Source organism: Lewinellaceae bacterium (assembly GCA_020636105.1).
Classification (GTDB): domain Bacteria; phylum Bacteroidota; class Bacteroidia; order Chitinophagales; family Saprospiraceae; genus BCD1.
Map to the genome: position 1 here is coordinate 595778 of JACJYL010000002.1, position 17990 is coordinate 613767.

Annotated in this window: 13 protein-coding genes; 9 read left to right on the plus strand and 4 right to left on the minus strand. The window is 43.4% G+C overall.

What is annotated here, in order from left to right; all coding sequences use genetic code 11:
* Positions 1 to 202: 202 nt before the first annotated feature.
* The 3 genes from H6571_19675 to H6571_19685 all read left to right on the plus strand — a co-directional run bounded on the left by H6571_19675 (position 203) and on the right by H6571_19685 (position 3919).
* Positions 203 to 1198: a DUF4249 family protein gene (locus H6571_19675; protein ID MCB9325968.1), complete on the plus strand. Its 996-nt coding sequence runs from the start codon at positions 203 to 205 to the stop codon at positions 1196 to 1198.
* Between the two features lie 42 nt (positions 1199 to 1240).
* Positions 1241 to 1810 (plus strand): TIGR00730 family Rossman fold protein, encoded by a 570-nt coding sequence (locus H6571_19680; GenBank protein MCB9325969.1) that lies wholly within the window; start codon positions 1241 to 1243, stop codon positions 1808 to 1810.
* A gap of 441 nt (positions 1811 to 2251) precedes the next feature.
* Complete coding sequence (locus H6571_19685) at positions 2252 to 3919, plus strand: M1 family metallopeptidase (protein MCB9325970.1); 1668 nt, start codon at positions 2252 to 2254, stop codon at positions 3917 to 3919.
* 376 nt (positions 3920 to 4295) lie between these two features.
* On the opposite strand, the gene H6571_19690 is transcribed toward H6571_19685, so the two are convergent.
* The 3 genes from H6571_19690 to H6571_19700 all read right to left on the minus strand — a co-directional run bounded on the left by H6571_19690 (position 4296) and on the right by H6571_19700 (position 9039).
* Entirely contained in the window at positions 4296 to 7475 is a 3180-nt protein-coding gene (locus H6571_19690; GenBank protein ID MCB9325971.1) for a M4 family metallopeptidase, read from the minus strand.
* A gap of 229 nt (positions 7476 to 7704) precedes the next feature.
* Complete coding sequence (locus H6571_19695; GenBank protein MCB9325972.1) at positions 7705 to 8139, minus strand: hypothetical protein; 435 nt, start codon at positions 8137 to 8139, stop codon at positions 7705 to 7707.
* 84 nt (positions 8140 to 8223) lie between these two features.
* Positions 8224 to 9039: a M15 family metallopeptidase gene (locus tag H6571_19700; protein ID MCB9325973.1), complete on the minus strand. Its 816-nt coding sequence runs from the start codon at positions 9037 to 9039 to the stop codon at positions 8224 to 8226.
* Positions 9040 to 9298: 259 nt separating this feature from the next.
* On the opposite strand from H6571_19700, the gene mnmG reads away from it, so the two are divergent.
* Complete coding sequence (gene mnmG / locus H6571_19705; GenBank protein ID MCB9325974.1) at positions 9299 to 11164, plus strand: tRNA uridine-5-carboxymethylaminomethyl(34) synthesis enzyme MnmG; 1866 nt, start codon at positions 9299 to 9301, stop codon at positions 11162 to 11164.
* Between the two features lie 130 nt (positions 11165 to 11294).
* Here mnmG and H6571_19710 read toward each other — a convergent pair whose 3' ends face one another.
* Complete coding sequence (locus H6571_19710) at positions 11295 to 12545, minus strand: ABC transporter permease (GenBank protein ID MCB9325975.1); 1251 nt, start codon at positions 12543 to 12545, stop codon at positions 11295 to 11297.
* 127 nt (positions 12546 to 12672) lie between these two features.
* On the opposite strand from H6571_19710, the gene queA reads away from it, so the two are divergent.
* From queA to H6571_19735, 5 genes are all read left to right on the plus strand, one after another.
* On the plus strand, positions 12673 to 13737 hold the full coding sequence (gene queA / locus H6571_19715; GenBank protein ID MCB9325976.1) for a tRNA preQ1(34) S-adenosylmethionine ribosyltransferase-isomerase QueA: 1065 nt from the start codon (positions 12673 to 12675) through the stop codon (positions 13735 to 13737).
* 96 nt (positions 13738 to 13833) lie between these two features.
* Positions 13834 to 15048: a hypothetical protein gene (locus H6571_19720; protein ID MCB9325977.1), complete on the plus strand. Its 1215-nt coding sequence runs from the start codon at positions 13834 to 13836 to the stop codon at positions 15046 to 15048.
* Between the two features lie 200 nt (positions 15049 to 15248).
* A complete protein-coding gene (locus tag H6571_19725) occupies positions 15249 to 15470 on the plus strand; it encodes a DUF2795 domain-containing protein (protein ID MCB9325978.1) in 222 nt (73 codons plus the stop codon).
* A gap of 244 nt (positions 15471 to 15714) precedes the next feature.
* Positions 15715 to 17223 (plus strand): hypothetical protein, encoded by a 1509-nt coding sequence (locus H6571_19730; GenBank protein MCB9325979.1) that lies wholly within the window; start codon positions 15715 to 15717, stop codon positions 17221 to 17223.
* A gap of 77 nt (positions 17224 to 17300) precedes the next feature.
* Positions 17301 to 17984 (plus strand): (d)CMP kinase, encoded by a 684-nt coding sequence (locus H6571_19735; GenBank protein MCB9325980.1) that lies wholly within the window; start codon positions 17301 to 17303, stop codon positions 17982 to 17984.
* Positions 17985 to 17990 lie beyond the last annotated feature (6 nt).

Here is a 17990-nt window from a genome sequence, read left to right on the forward strand (position 1 = left end):
TTCAGTGTTAATTCCATGAGGAGGTTCAAAGGGTTAAAGTTGAGCGCAGCTAAATTTCGTCACTTTATGCCGAAAGCAGATTCCCGGACTGAAAAGCCGGAAAGATTTAGTGGGATACTTTTTTTTTAATCATTAACCTTTTTCTTTCTTTTTGAAGAAGCTTTTTTCGGAAAAATATAGGCTCTTAAAAAATATGATATTCATGAAAAACTTTAGTTATTTGTTGTTAGTCACCTTGTTTTTCTCTGCCTGCACGACAGATTTTCAGCTGGAGGGTGAATGGAAAGACATTCCTGTAGTTTACGGATTCATTTCCGTTACCGATACTGCCCACTATGTACGTGTGGAAAAGGCCTTTCTAGAACCAGGGGGTGATGCCAATCAAATTGCTCAAATTCCCGATTCATTGTATTATGACAATGCAACCGTGCAGATCAAAAATATTGACACGGGCGAAGTATTTGACCTGGAAAAAGTGGATGGTAACCTGGAAGGATACCAAAGAGATGCCGGTGTTTTTGCCGACGCTCCCAATTATCTTTACAAAATAAAGGCTGAAGAAGCAGGATTTGAAGGAGGGGAAAACATTCAGATCATCGTCAATACCGGGAATGATGAAAAACTCATCAAAGGAACAACCAAAGTGCTGGAACCTATGATTCCAAGCGAAAACCTGCCCAACCAGTCGCTGGCCCTTGATGATTATAACAGGATCATCACCATACGCTGGGATCATGGAGAGGAAACCAAGATTTTTGACCTCCGCCTGATCATCAGGTACAAGGAATCCGTACCCAACACGAGTGACTATGTGGATAAAAGCGTCGAGTGGTTACTTGATCGAAGGTTGCTCAACGATGAAAAAAGAACCAAATCTACTTTTAAATTCGCCGCTGAAGAATTTTACAAATTTTTAGGCCAGGCTATTGAAGAAAATCCTGCCGTTGAAAGAAAAAATCTCCGGGTGGATATCAACATTGTAGGAGGTGGTGCTGAATTTTTAGAGTACCTGACTATTTCAGATGCGAATCTGGGCATTACGAGTTCTAACCAGGTTCCTGTGTATACAAACCTATCTGAAGGTTATGGCATTTTTACCTCCAAAGGTTATGCGGTAAGAGAAGGATTGTACTTAAATGTAATTGCACAGGATAGTCTGGAAAGCGGAATTTATACCAAACTACTGAATTTCAATTAATTAAAAAGTCTTTGCTATGTCTACTGAAAAACTGCTGTTATTATGAATTCGATTGCTGTTTATTGTGGTTCAAATAAAGGGAAGGATACTGCCTATGCCGAAGCTGCCCATCAATTGGGAACGTACCTGGCTCAAAATAATATTGAAATAATATACGGTGCCGGCAATATCGGTTTAATGGGCATCCTGGCTGATGCTGCTTTGACCAACGGCGGCGTGGTAACCGGTGTAATTCCTCATTTTTTAAAGGAAAAAGAAGTGTGTCACCTCGGGCTCACCCATCTTTTCCTGGTCGACAGCATGCACCAGAGAAAAGTGGAAATGACCAAACTCTCCGATGGGGCCATCATTTTACCTGGAGGATTCGGCACCCTCGACGAAATGTTCGAGATCATCACCCTTGTCCAACTTGGACAAACGCAACAGCCTATCGGTATGTTGAATGTTAATGGATATTACGACCACCTTATCGCTCACCTGGATAAAATGACGGAAGAAGGGTTTGTAATTCCCGAACACCGGGAATTAATTTATGCTTCGACGGATATCGACTACCTGGTTACCAAAATGAATACCCATCAATTCAAGGAAGCCAATAAATGGATCAGTTAAAATGGTCGCTCGTTCATTCCCCCCGGGTGATGCAGGGGTCTTCCGAAAATTTCATTTTGAGGAGGAGTACAAACTACCGGGCAAGGTACTCTTTTGAGCCTTTGGCGCCTTTTCATCCAGGCCCAGATCAATGTGATGAATAATAATGTCATGGTCTTAAAACTAATTGATAATTAAGTAAATCGGGGTTATTTTTCCTTTTTTCAAATCGTTGTCTGCCGTAAACTTTGAAATCGTTGTGTTCCCCCAAACGGTAGTAGAACGCGAATTTCAATGACCTGTTTCACGGTTTACATTTTTTTGGACGTAAAATTTTCAAAAGGCCACATTTTGAGGTAAAAAACCAGGCTAAATTTACGTTCTTAAAGAAAAAAGACAGCCAACCGTTTTTTTAAGTGTACAACTGGACAAAAAAATTTGTTTGATTAAAACAATTATTCCGTGAAAAACCTAATAAGCCTTATCCTACTTCTGGGCAGCATCAACTGCTTTGCTCAGCATGATTTTTATCAACACGCGCCTTATGAATTTACCCATGCAGATACCTTACGAGGCATGTTGCGCCCGGAGCGAACTTGTTTCGATGTCACCTTTTATGATCTGAACCTAAAAATCGATCCGGAAAAAAGGAGTATCAACGGTTATGTAAAAATGGTTTACCGTACCCTGGAAGATTTCAAAACCCTACAGGTGGATCTATTCCAGAACATGGATATTTTAAAGATTAAACACGGAGAAGAAACCTTGAATTATCGCAGGGAAGAGAATGCTGTTTTTGTGGATTTCCCCCGGACTCAGAAAAAAGGGAAAACAGATAATATTCAAATTTATTATTTCGGCATTCCACAGCCGGCTTTTAACCCTCCGTGGGACGGTGGTTTTGTGTGGAGCGCGGACCGGAAGGGAGATCCCTGGATCGGGGTGGCCTGCGAAGGCGATGGAGCGAGCCTCTGGTGGCCAAATAAAGATCACCTTTCCGACGAACCCGACAGCATGGGCATTAATATTACCATTCCTCCCGGCCTTACCTGCGTGGCCAATGGTAACCTGCGTTCAGTTGAGCCACAAAAAAACGGCAATACGTTCCATTGGTTCGTATCTTACCCCATCAACAATTACAACGTTACCCTCAACATCGCGGATTACGCCCATTTTTCAGAAACCTACACTTCCTTTGACGGCGCCCCTCTTGACCTGGATTATTATGTGCTGAGTTACAATTTGGAAAAGGCTAAAGAGCATTTCAAACAGGTGCATAAAGTTTTAGCCTGTTATGAGCGCTTTTTTGGAAAATATCCTTTTTGGAACGACGGCTTCGGCATGGTCGAAACGCCCTACCTGGGGATGGAACACCAGGGAGCCATCGCTTATGGCAATGCCTATAAAAGGGGGTATCTCGGAGGCATGATCCCCAGGGATATGAATTGGGACTATATCATCGTGCATGAAACCGCACATGAGTATTTCGGCAACAGCGTTAGTTGCAGGGATCTGAGTGAAATGTGGATCCACGAGTCTTTTGCCACTTATATGGAGGCGCTTTACGTAGAATGTATTTACAGTTATGAGGATGCTGTCCGGTATATGCAGACCAAGCGGCTCTTTTTAGGAAATGTGGAACCGATCCTGGGGCCAAAAGATGTCAATTGGGAAAACTGGCAGGTTAGCGACCATTATAACAAAGGCGCCTGGGTACTCCATACCCTCCGCCACACCATCAATGATGATGTCAAATGGTTTGACCTGCTCCATGGGTTTTATCAGCAATTTGAACTCCAAAATATCACTACCCAGGATTTTGTCGATTATGTCAACAACTGCACGCAAAAGGATTATACGGCTTTTTTCGACCAGTATCTAGAATACCCGGGGCTCCCGGTACTCCAATACCAAATCACCAAAAAAGACAACGACCTGGAAGTCAAATACAAATGGGAAGCAGATGTACCCGGTTTCAATATGCCTGTTATGCTCGGACAAAAAGGAGCTTACCAAATGGTGAGTCCAAACACCAAAAGCTGGCAAACCATTATCCTGAAAGGACTTTCCAAAAAGGATTTTGCGATTGCTGAAGATCTGTTTTTGATCGAGGTAAAAAAGGTGAAGTGATATACAGGGGGTGTTCAAAAAATGGTATCATTTGCCGGCGCACGCCATGGCCCTCGTGGAAGCAGCCCGTCTGGCATACTTTTCTGAACAATCTCGAAAATGAATGAATTTAAACTTCATTACCTGCCGGCGTGCCTTGGCAGGTGTAGAAGTTTTTGCCCAAGGGTTTGAATAATGGCACAACATAGGACTGCGAACATGGAAAAGACCTGAAAATTACAGGCTATTTTTTTCTACCAGGACCAGGGTTACCTTAAAAATTGAATCCACCCAATCCTGCCATCCTGAAATCAGGATCTGATAAAAAAACATCCCGAACCTTGCCTTGACAAAGTTCGGGATGAATGGTGTTTTAGATTTTTTGCTTACACCAATGCTATTCCGCTTTCAAAATACGCACCACACCCAATTCTGCTGCAGTGGTCAAATGGATAAAATAAGCTCCTGCAGCTAAACCACCCAGGTTTAATTCAACCTTTTGAGGTCCCTGTCCGTAGGTTTCCGTCGTGTGGAATTGAAGTTTTCCGGTAAGATCGTAAACGCTTATTGCTGCGGCGGCGCCCTCGGTCAGGTCAAATTCAACGGTGACCTTCTCGCTGAAAGGATTGGGGGACACTTTCAAAGGCAGGTCTGCCGTTGTCGCCTCTTCCGTGGCGGTAAAATCACGTTCACCGCGGGCGAACCATACGCCCCAGTTGGCTCCGCCGGTAATAAAGGACTCGGGATCGCCGGCAGGAGTGATCTTATCACTGTTTAAATTGACGATGCCTATGATCTCATCATTCGTCTGGGAAAGGGCATCAAATATCAAAGCGTCATCCTGGATGGAATAATTAGGCCTGCCCAATATGTCGTTATCGTAAATATAGCCCACCTCACCTGCTTCAATATCAACGCCCAATATGGTAAAGTCGGAAAAATTTTCAGCATCCCCGATAAAATCAAGGGCAATGATATTCGGACTGTTTTTAGAGAAACTGGGATCCCCTACCCCGGTATTGTCCGGCAGTCCGTTAAATATCTTAAATACATACCCGTCCCCGAAATCATTGGAGGCATTATTCCATACCTGTATCAATCCGATATCCCAGTAGTCGCTGGTATTTCCGAAATCATCGTCCAGCACATTATAAGCATCATACAGTAAATATTCTCCCGAATAATCCCATTCGATAAAATCAGCATATTGAACATCGTTGGTAAAAACACCCTGCTGCGTCGTCGGATTTAAAATTTCGATATAAGTAGCCTGCTGGCTATCAAAATCATAAACAAAAATGTAATTATCCCAATCTGTAGTCAAGGCTGCCAGTTTTGAACCATCCTTTGAAATGGCCACATTCCTCCAGATATGCTCAGGGTTATTCTGCAGGTAGGACTCATCGTATTGGCCGGTGCCCGTATTGTACCACAACAATTTGAGATCGTTATTATCATCTACAAATACAATCGCCGATCCGTCGTCGGTAATACTTGGCCGGCTCAGGATACCTGAATTGGAAACTATGGGAAAATTGGCACCATCAAAAAGATAAAGCGCGTCGAAATCAGTATTGGTTAACAGGATGAAATCTTCTCCCGTGTTGGACTCAATATCCTCTGTTCCGCCGGAACCGGTCGTACCGGTAATGCCCACCTGGTCAAAAGCACTTCCTGCTGCTGTCACCTTATTCGATCCTGCTCCAAACAAATCGGTAGCCGCCTGCAAAACGGCAAGCCTGCAGTCGATAAACTGCGCCTGGTTGGTCAGATAAGTGGTCAAGGCGCGATAATACACCTTTCTTGCATCACTGTTGCCAACGGCAGTAGCATACAAATAAAAAGCCCGGTTGGGAATACCACTGTTTACATGTACCCCTCCGTTATCTCCTGCATTGGTAAAGGGCAGATCCTGGTACTCATTCATGTGGGCTGGTTGCCATCCAGGGGAACCCAGACCCGTTCCTCCCTGGTGGGGATTGGAAAGATCCCGCAAAGCACCGGAAGGAAAGACACTTGGATTGACGATATCCTCCCCGACTTTCCAGTCATCAGGCTCGATCATCACCCCGAAAACATCTGCAAAACTTTCGTTCAAAGCTCCTGCCTGCCCCTGGTAAATCAATCCCGCTGAACTTCCGACAACGCCATGGGTCATCTCGTGCCCGCCGGTATCCAGGGATTTTTGCAGCGGACTGCTGAAAGCCTGGTCGCCATTCCCGTAAAACATGGCTGCACCATTCCAAAAAGCATTGTCCATATCCGATCCGTCCGATTCTGCCACATTGATAAAAGCGACAATATTCCCCCCGGATGAGTTGATTGAATTCCGAGAATGGATCCCTCGATAGTATTCATAACTTTCTGCAGCATTGAAATGTGCGCTTACTGCTTTGGGATTGTTCCAAGTGTTGTTACTGTTCCCAAAAATGTAATTGGCATTGAAATTATCATTGGATGGGTTGGTATTTACGGCATCAAGCGTCAGGACAACCCCGCTCATATTGTCCGGAATATCTGAACCCGTATCATACATTGCCCTCCCCACATCCAACAAAACATAATCACCGGCATCCTCAAACACATTTATGCTTCGGGTAATGCCTTTGAGGTCAACGGCATTTGCCGTGGTCCCGCCAAGAAAGGTGCCAGAACCGAAAAGAGGAGCTGATGTTCCTGTTCCAATTCCTTCATGGTGGAATGCTTCATTTTTTCCCCTGAGCAGATTCGGGTAAAAGGTACAACTGTTGTTAATTTTTGAAACAACGGCTCCGGTTTTCGCATCGATAAAATAATCCCAATTCTCAAGCATGTTGGGCACTATCGTAATTTTCCAGCACAACAATTCTTTTGAAGCATCTGCCTCCTGGTGAAAAACAATTAGTTCGGGAGCGGCATCGGCATTCAGGACATATTGCTTTTCAAAATCGGAAAGATTTTTCAGCGTTGTGAAAGTAGCCAGGTCGGTTCTGGCAATGTTCATGGCCTGGCTTCCAGAAAGATCCGGAGTAATGGTCTTCAACCGAGGCGTCGGGTAAAACCGGCCATTTAAGCTATGAATATTGCCTTCCGCATTGGTGTGAAGGATCACCTGGCCACCGTAAACCGGAATATCCTGGTAGTATTGTTGCATTCGGAAATGGGTTTGTCCCAACTCATCGGTTTCCGTTTTGCTCAAAACAAATTCCTCTTCCGGGTGCTCTATCTGCATAAGAAATTTAGCCGCATACAGGTATTCCGTTACCTGCTCTTCAAAAGGAAGGTTGCGTTTTTCAATACCGAGCTGCCCGGATATGAATAAAGGGAGTCCCTTATCTTTTGCTTCCACTTTTAATTTGGCTCCCCCCCCTGAAAGATCTGCCGGAATGGCCGCCTGCTTAAACTGGGCCCTCAAAGGAAGTACCCTTTCGGCACGGGGAATCCCCTGTAACATTTTATCATTGGGCTGGAAGTTTTCGGGTTGAAAATTTGTTGGTTGTTTATGTGCCGGAGCGACAGGTTTTCCGCTTTGAGCAGGCAATAAAGTCGCATAGCAAAACACATAAATGAAAATCAGGATGGCATTAATTTTTTTCATCAACATAAAATTGTAATTGCACAAATGCAATTTTGCAGGTTTTTAAAATAAGAATACTTGGTTTACGACTTGTTCTGGTTTGTATTTCGCTTTTAACTAAGGAAAATCGATGGTTTAGATTTAAGAAACCAATTCTCCCCTTTGGCAACCGGGCATCTCATTATCGCCCTATTTACCTTTTTAATATGGTCGTCAGTCAGCCATTTTTTGCGCTAAATGAGGTCATTACCTATTTTTTAGGTCGAACCGTTTCCATCAGAGATTTATAAAAGTCCATCATTTCGACTTCAGGTAATGGCCTTTCGTCACTCCAACTGAGATAATTTTCATTTTCTCCGTTGACCATCCTGATAAAATAATAAATATTTCCTGGTTGATTGAACATCAAATTGTCTAATCCCAAAGAATCGTATTGGGCGTATAAGCTTTCTGCTTTTTTCTTTTTTATCCTGTCCAGTTCTTCATAAACCTCCGGAGCAGGATGTTTGTACAGTTGTCCGTTATCCAGCAACAAATACTCTGTTACCATGCCCGTAAATCCACCACCGCTGCCAAAGAAAAGTTGTTTCTCAGGAAAACTTTCCGTGGTATAAGTGGTTCTGCAGGAGGCAAAAAACAAACCAGTCAACAAGCTGGCGAATAACAACAGGAAAAGATTCTTCATATTTTAAGGTTTTCGGATTGAAAAATATTTAGTAAATATAGCAAAAAAGTTGATGCTGCGATGCTGCGAGAATGCTGTAATATGCTAATAGCCCGGCATACACTGTTTATTAACGCCCAACACATATTTTTCCACTACCCCGATCTTTTGTGCCGTTTCTGATCCGAGAAAACCCGTAATATTTTCATCCTTGAGTTCAAGGCGGGCCAGTTCCGTCAGTTGTTTTGCAAGTGGAAAGTAAGACCAGTGCCACTGCTCTTCTTCATAACCGTCAGGGCGCTCGGGCCCTTTCGGAGAATACGGCTGGCAAAAACCGAAATTTCCTGCGTTGGCGGTCAGCCATTGGTAAATTCTGGCCCCTTCCCCGCTTTGGAAATATTCGGGATTCAGATTATTGAGATCAAAATCCGTTCCCCAGTGATGTCGAGAAGTGCCGGGCATGGAACTGTAAAGCAATATTTTGAGCGCCCTTGTTTTGGGATCCGGATATTGTTTTGCGGCGCTCACTCCCTCTTCGATCAGTCGGGCTCCTGTCCACTTTGCTTCCCAAATGCCTTTTTGATCTTCAAAATTCCGGGCCGCCGATTTGATAAAAAGTTTGATCCCCTCCCCTGCTGCTGCATCGGCCATTTTTTTAAAAGCTCCCCATGCTTCCTTATGTAAATAATAATCCCTCGCATGATCGGTATAGGCGGGGTCAACTTTTACAAAATCCGGATGTTTAGAAGGAATGAAATGGCCCCGTAAGTAGTCCAGGGTAAATGAGGTATCAATGGCCATAGCATTTTTTCCCGATGCAGAAGGGTCACCCACTTTGGCTTCCATGGTTTCGACGCCAATATTTTTACAGGAAAAGAGTAAAGGAAAGAGTAGCAAAAAGAACGTTTTCAACAAGTGCATATTTAATCGGTTTATACCAGAAATGAGCGTAAGAAGACAAATTTATAATAAACATTAAAACAAACGCCCTAACTTTGCGGTCGTTAACAATAATTTAGGGAATGTGAGAATGTGAGGATGCGAGGATGCGAGAATGGGAGGATGCGAGAATGGGAGGATGCGAGAATGTGAGGATGCGAGAATGCGAGAATGGGAGGATGCGAGGATGAGGGAATCATTTTTTTTAGAAAAGAAAATTTAGAGCCAAAAGAATTTATTTATGTTTCCGGAATACGATGTCATAGTAGTAGGAGCAGGTCATGCAGGATGTGAAGCAGCGGTGGCGGCAGGCAATATGGGGGCGAAGGTGTTGCTCGTTACCATGAACATGAATACCATTGCCCAGATGTCATGCAACCCGGCAATGGGCGGTGTGGCCAAAGGGCAGATCGTCAGAGAGGTGGACGCATTGGGAGGATATTCAGGCATCGTTACCGATCATACCATGATTCAGTTTAGAATGCTGAATTTGTCCAAAGGGCCAGCCATGTGGAGCCCTCGCGCTCAAAGCGACCGGATGCGTTTTGCAGAAAAGTGGCGTCTGATGCTGGAAGCTCATCCCAATATTGATTTTTGGCAGGAAATGGTGAATGGCCTCATAGTAAAAGACGGCCGGGTAAAGGGTGTCATTACAGGACTGGGCATTGAAATTCCTGCCAAAACAGTGGTTCTCACCAACGGCACCTTCCTCAATGGGATTATTCATATAGGCGAAAAGCAGTTTAGTGGAGGCAGAGCCGGGGAAAAGGCGGCCCGTGGCATCACCGGCCAGTTGGTGGAGCTTGGTTTTGAAGCCGGAAGGATGAAAACCGGCACCCCGCCACGTATCGACGGACGTTCCCTGGATTGGAGCAAAATGGAAGAACAACCGGGCGACGAAAACCCCGGAAAATTTTCCTACACGGATACCCCCAAACTCAAAAAACAAATTCCTTGTCATATTACCTACACCAACAATACGGTTCACGAAATTCTAAAAACGGGGTTTGATCGCTCTCCCATGTTTAACGGTCGCATCCGGGGAGTTGGCCCGAGGTATTGTCCGTCGATCGAAGATAAAATCGATCGTTTTTCCAGCCGTGACCGCCACCAGTTGTTTGTAGAACCCGAAGGGGAAAACACGGTAGAGATTTACGTCAACGGTTTTTCCTCTTCCCTGCCTGAAGATGTTCAATACAAAGCGTTGCGGATGATCCCGGGGTTTGAAAATGCCAAGATGTTCCGCCCTGGATATGCCATTGAATATGATTATTTTCCGCCGACGCAGCTTAAAATCAGCCTGGAGACCCATTTGGTAAAAAACCTGTTTTTTGCCGGACAGATCAATGGAACCACAGGTTATGAGGAAGCGGCCAGCCAGGGTCTCATGGCCGGAATCAATGCTGTTTTGAATATTCGCGAAGAAGAGCCTTTCGTACTGAAACGTTCGGAAGCCTATATCGGGGTCCTCATCGATGACCTCGTCAATAAAGGTACCAACGAACCCTACCGCATGTTTACCTCCCGCGCCGAATACCGCATCCTGCTCCGCCAGGATAATGCCGATATTCGCCTGACCCCCCTTGCGCAAAAGTTAGGCATCAGCGGGGCAGAGGAACGCATGGAACACGTGACCGAAAAGGTGGAAGCGTCCCGGCAAATCCAAAATTTCATCCGGGAAATGAGCGTTTCCCCGGATCAACTCAACGGATTCCTCGAAGGCAAAGATTCCGCCGCGTTAAAGCAAAAAGTAAAATTGCACAGTGTGCTGTCCCGTCCGCACATAAACCTTACTGACATCCGGAAGGCACTGCCTGAAGTGGATACTTTTTTGGATCAATTCGATCAGGAAAAAATCGAGCTGGCAGAAATATACCTCAAATACGAAGGGTACATTCAGAAGGAACAGGAAATGGTAGACAAGATGAGCCGGCTCGAGACGGTAGCCATCCGCGAGGATTTTGATTTCCACAGCCTGGCTTCCCTCTCCATTGAAGCCCGTGAAAAACTGACCAAACAAAGGCCACAAACCATTGGCCAGGCCAGCCGCATCAGTGGAGTTTCGCCTTCAGACATCTCTGTATTACTCGTCCATATGGGCAGATGATAATCCTGGGTCATCGCCTGGTTTTTCAAATTGGGGGAATTTTTATGTCCGATTTGAAACAGAAATTTAAAACCTGCCGGTGTGCCTTGGCAGGCGGGTTCTACATTTTGCGTTTTGCATTTTACATTTATTACTTCCTCATCGCTTCCACAGGATCCATATTGGAGGCCTGCAGCGCAGGGATAAACCCGGAGATGATTCCCACAAATATCGACGCGCCCAGTCCCATTAAAATATTGGTTATATCCATATAGAGTTCAAATTCCAACACTTTAGTCAGGATCATTGTCGCCACCTGTATGATGATAAGCCCCATTATACCGCCGATGACACATAAAATGGTGGATTCGATCAAAAATTCAAGCAGAATGATGCGCTTTTTAGCACCCAATGCTTTTTTGACTCCGATGATCGACGTTCTTTCCTTTACGGATACGAACATGATATTGGCCACGCTCACCCCTCCAATCAGGAAAGAAAAGATGCCAATAACGATTCCGAGGATATTCAATACCACAAAAAAGTTATCCAGCAGCGCTGCCAGCATGGACATCTGGTTGAGGGAAAAATCTTCCTCGGCGCGTGGTTTCAACCGGTGACTGGCCCGTACGACGCCTTTGATCTCATCTTTGAGATCTTCCAGGTTAACCCCGGGTTTTGCCTTCACGGCGATAGTCGTTCCAAAGTTTCGGGAAGATTTTAAATTGGCGAGTTTGGCGGCGGTTGGGTAACTCACTAAAATAGCCTCGTCATAGTCCATTATTTTCAACAAAGCATCTCCGGATTTTTCAATAACCCCGATCACCTCGTATTTTTTACCTTCCATTTTAATCTCCCGCCCTATAGGATCGATAGGGCCAAAAAGATTGGTTGCAATGTTACTGCCCAGTATCACCTTATTGGCTCCTCTCAGGTACTCGTTAGAAGAAAAGTATCGCCCTTTTTCAAATTCGAGGCTGAACAATTCTCCATATTCATTGGAAATTCCCACCAAAAAGGCACCATCTACACTGCTCGATCCATGTTTTAGGGTTTTTCTCCCCAAGCCCACACTGTAACTGGTCAGTTCTGCAAGGTTAACCTTGTTGTCTATCACCTCATAATCCGTAAAGGTAGGTTCGGGACGTTTCATGTATTTCCACCAGTCGCCGCTCATATCTGCCCAGGGCCACTTTGATACATAAACTACGTCATTCCCCAATTTATCAAGGCTCCCTTTGACGTTATCTTCCAGCGAATCCACGGCCGCCAGTACCCCAATGATACTAAAGATTCCTATGGAAATCCCCAGTAAAGAGAGAAAGGAACGAAGCTTGTTTGCACTCAACTGCTGGAAGGCCTGCAGGACCGCTTCTCTAATAATTTTTAAAATTGTACCCATAATTAAACTTTTGGAGGTTGAGCGAAGTTAATATGATTACGAAAAAAGGGTCAAATGATTAGATGAAATGTCCTTTTTTATCTGCCAATTTTTATCTTTGCACATCATTTTCTAAAAAAAATAAGTAATGCGGACAAAACTGTCACAATTTAACTTTAATCTTCCCCAGAAATTAATTGCCCAATATCCTTCAGATAATCGTGATGAAGCCCGTATGATGGTCGTCCACAAAGATACGGGAGTTATTGAGCATAAAATATTCAAAGACATGCTGGAATATTTTGACGAAGGAGACGTCATGGTATTCAACAACACCAAAGTTTATCCTGCCAGGCTATTTGGAAGGAAAGAAAAAACAGGGGCCCAGATCGAAGTTTTCCTGCTTCGCGAACTCAACAAGGAAGCCCGTCTGTGGGATGTGCTGGTCGATCCGGCCAGAAAAATCAGGGTAGGAAACAAGCTTTACTTTACGGACAAGGACGATAACGACATCCTCGTTGCTGAAGTAGTGGACAATACTACCTCAAGAGGTCGGACCATTCGGTTTTTGTACGATAACTCTGAAGAAGAGTTTCGCAATGATCTGGATCTTCTGGGTAATACTCCACTGCCAAAATACATCACCCGTCCTGTAGAGGCTATTGACAAAGAGCGTTACCAAACCGTATATGCCAAAGAAACGGGTGCAGTGGCGGCCCCTACTGCCGGACTGCATTTCAGCAGGGAACTGATGAAACGACTGGAGATCAAAGGCGTTGACTTTGCTGAAATTACACTTCATATCGGTCTGGGCACTTTCCGCTCCATCGAGGTGGAAGATCTTTCCAAACACAAAATGGATGCCGAATACTTCCAGATCACCGAAGAGGCCGCAAATGTTGTAAACAAAGCTAAAGCGGGAAACCACAGGGTATGCTCCGTTGGCACCACTTCCATGCGTTCTATCGAAACGGCCATTTCTGCCAATTCAAGGCTTAAAACGGCGGAAGGGTGGACCAATAAATTTATTTATCCACCTTATGATTTTACCATCGCCGACAGTATGATCACCAATTTCCATCTTCCAAAATCGAGTTTATTTATCATGATCTCAGCATTTGGAGGTACAGAAGTGATCCGGGAAGCCTACCACGAAGCAATTAAAGAAAAATACAGATTTTACAGCTACGGAGATTCCATGTTAATTTTGTAGTCGCTAATTTGACATCCGGAATAATAAAAATACAAATTAAAGCGTATCTTAACTATGTTTGTTGGGATGCGCTTTTTTAATTTTAATGTTAAACCCGTGAAAAATAAGATTATCCTCAGTTTATCGGTCATTTTATTGACAGTGGTTCCTGCGATGTCAGTCATCTCTTCTGACGCCATCCAATCCACCGAAACGCCCGCCATAGAAAAGGTGATCGTTGAATTTTATGGGGAACAAATCCCCTTGCTCTTTCACAGCGACATGAATATAAGGTTTACAGGTGCCGTGGAAGAAGAAAATATGGTGGATTATTACAAAAGGCTGGAAAAATCCTCTTTTTACATCATTCTGGATGAACTCGATAAATTTCAAAAAGAATACAATCTCAACGACTGGCTGTATTACAAACTCATGAAAGCTGCTGTCAGTGGGTTCTACCCTGCCGGATCCGATACACAGGTGGAACTTACTACCTGGTTTTTATTGTCCAAAAAAGGCTGGAATACCCGATTGGCGTATAGCGGCGACAATGTTTTTGTTTACGTATTTACAGTAGACGAATTATTTGAAATCCCCATGATAGATGATGATGGAAAAACCTTCGTCAACCTCTCCGGTATCGGGTTGAAAAAGAAACTGAAACAAGGGATTTATATGTTGAATTTCACTCCCGGTCCAAAGGGTCATTCCTTTAATTTTTATCTCGAGAGCCTTCCCCGCTTTCATCCCAATCAGGAGACGCGGAGTTTCAGTTTTGGTTTTAAGGGGCAACAATATCAGATCAATGTAAAGGTGGACAAACGCATCAAGCAATTGATGGACGACTACCCTATTTTTGCCGAAAACGAATATCTGGAGGTTCCCTTCTCCGAAACCGTAGAAAATTCTCTCATCCCCCAGTTGAAAGTATTCCTGAAAGGAAAAAGCGAAACCGAATCCCTGGAATTTCTCGTCGCGTTTACCCGATCCTCTTTTAGGTATAAAAAAGACCAGGAATATTTCGGAGACAGCAAACCCATGATCGCTGAGGAAGTCTTTCACTACCCATTCTCCGATTGTGAAGATCGTTCCGCTTTATTCTACCGTTTGGTTAAAGAATTACTCGACCTGCCAATGCTCATTATTGCTTACCCGGAACACCTGACCATAGCCGTGTCTTTTTCTCCTGAAGAGGGTGGCGATGCCATTCAATTCAAAGGAAAGAACTATTATATCTGCGATCCAACCGGACCGGTCAATTCTATCGAAATCGGTTGGATACCCCGCGAATTCAGGAATTCAAAATTTGAAATAATCGGTAGTTATAAATAAATAGCCCCCTGTTTCATCCTATTCCTTTATTTTTAAAAGAACAAAATAAAAAAAGCAATCATTTTATTTCAAAAAATAATCATAAACACCTCATTTTCAACTCATTAAAAAAATATTTTTTTAGGGGTTGACTTAATGGTACAAATTGCTTAGTTTTGCCGAAAATTCAAAAAATTTATTAAATATTCAGATATATTATTATGTATTGGACATTAGAACTTGCTTATAACCTTGAAGATGCACCATGGCCTGCAACGAGGGATGAATTGATCGATTACGCCATTCGTTCCGGGGCGCCATTAGAAGTCATTGAAAATCTTCAGGAAATGGAAGATGAAGGAGAAATTTACGAAAATATGGAAGATATCTGGCCGGATTACCCGCGTAAAGATGACTTCCTGTTCAATGAAGATGAATACTAAAATTTAAACTTCCCTTTTCCTTTTGGTTTTAGGGTTAAAAAAGCTTTACAGGATTTAGTTTCTGTAAAGCTTTTTTTATGGGTGATTCAAAAATGTAGCGTCACAATTTTGGAGTTTTCATAAAAAAGCTTGAACTTGACAGTTCATTCCATCAACCGAATTTTATAACAAAGAACAAACCAATCTCACCTTTTCGGTAGTTGTCTTCAGCTGCCATTAATGTTAATTGTGTAAACCCGGTTAGATGAAAAAGTTAATAGAGCTATCTAAAATCGTTACGCGGAAGAAGGTAGTCAAACTTGAAGTGCTCGATGAATATGTTTTGAATAAACAGAGCAAAATCAATGAATTCTTCGAAGGCATCACAGGAAGCAAATTCAAAAATGACAGGGATGCTGCATTCTACCTTTATGAAAGCTCGCCCCAGGATCCCAAGTACCGCAAATTAAAAAGTCGTTTCCGGCAACGCCTGCTGAATACCATTTTCCTGATTGAACCCAACCAGCCCGTAACTTCAGGGTACGACCGGGCTTATTTTAATTGTCAAAAAGAATGGGCTCAGGTTAAAATATTGATGGCAAACGATGCCTTCCTTATCGCTGAATCACTCACCAGGCAATTGTTGAACATTTCCCTTAAATTTAAATTTACAGACATTTCGCTCAACTGCATGAGAGATCTTCGGGGTCATGCAGCCCGTAATAAGAATGAAAAAGAATTTGAAAAATACGTGGCATTGGAAAAAGAATATAGTTCAATTTCAGAAAAAGAAAACAGATCGATTGAACTATACCAAAAAGCGTATTTGCTTTCCGGTAAAATCTACTCCAAACCCGAGAAATTGCCGGACCACCTTGAGGATATTTGCCATGAACTGGTGCGGCTTTCCGAAATCAATGATTCGCCCACCATTTTCCGGAATATGTTTAACGTCTGGATAATCCGATACGAACTGGAAGCAGATTATGATTCCATGATCGAAGTCTGCATTCAGGCTGAACAATACCTGCTGAATCATAGCCAATATTTCCCACAAAAAGACATATACCTGTATTATGTAAAAAAAATAACCGCTTTCCTGCATCTGCAGGATTATTCAAGGGGAAAAAACCATATGGAGGAATGGCTTCCCAAGCTTCCAAATGACGTACAGGAATGGTTTGACTTTATGGAAATCTACCTGCTTCTCGCCATTCATTCGAGAAACTATTTCCAGGCTTTTGCCATTTTCAATAATATCATTTCCAACCCGGCTTTCAAAAAGCTGGATGCCGATAACAAAGAAAAATGGAAACTTTTCAATGCTTATATGCAATATATACTGGAAGTTAAACAGTTTGACCCTATTTTACTCAAATCGGTCAATCAAACCAGTTACCACCTGGAAACCTATCTGGCCGACAAAACTGCATTTCCCAAAAAACTGAGAACCTTCGAAATTTTAAAAAAGATTCTCACTGCTTTATTTTTCATCCGGCAGCACAAATATGAAAGTGCCAATGAGCTCATTACCCACCTCAATTATATGGCAAACCACCAGCTGGAAAAAGAGCATTTTCACAGGCCGGTTCAATTGATCAAGTTGTTAACCATCTTAAAAAAAGCAACCTATAGGATGGATGATCTCAGGCTCGCCGACAAATACTATTCGAGGTTGAGAAACCAGCCTTTTTATTACCGATCCAACCATCACGGACTGGAAATTTTGCCTTTTGAGACCCTTTGGGAAATGGTGTTGGAGGATTTGAATTAAGCTCCATTCAAAATATACTTTGGTCCATTAGAAATTTAATTTGAGTGAAGTTATCTTTACCCCGGAAAATAATAATAATGCAGAAAATCATCATCGCCATTGATGGCCATTCCTCGTGTGGCAAAACGACACTCTCCAAGGAACTCGCCATGAAACTGGGTTATACCTACATCAGCTCAGGGGCCATGTACCGGGCTATAACCCTTTATTTTATTCAACATGGCATAGACATCAATAACCCTGAAGCCGTAGAAAAAGCCCTTAAACATATCACTATTCAATTCGATACCAGCGGCCAAGAAAACCGTACGCTCCTCAATGGAACCGACGTGGAAGACGAAATCAAAGAAATGTATGTCTCCCAAAAGGTAAGTCCTGTTTCAGCCATTTCCGCCGTAAGACGTTTCCTCGTGCTGCAACAAAGAGCCATCGGAGCAGCCAAAGGAATTGTAATGGACGGCAGGGATATCGGCACCGTGGTATTTCCTGATGCTGAACTCAAAATATTTCTCACGGCCTCAGTGGAGGAGCGGGTACGCCGCCGTTTTGAAGAACTCAAAATGAAAGGCATAGAAGCGTCCCCAGAATCTGTACGCGAGAACCTGATCTCACGTGATCATATCGATTCGACCAGGGAAGACAGCCCTTTAAAAAAAGCAGACGATGCCATTGTCATTGACAATACTTTCCTGACCCCTGAAGAGCAACTTGACAAGGCCTACCATTTAGCCCTGGAAATCATCAAAACAATGGATGAATAATTTTTC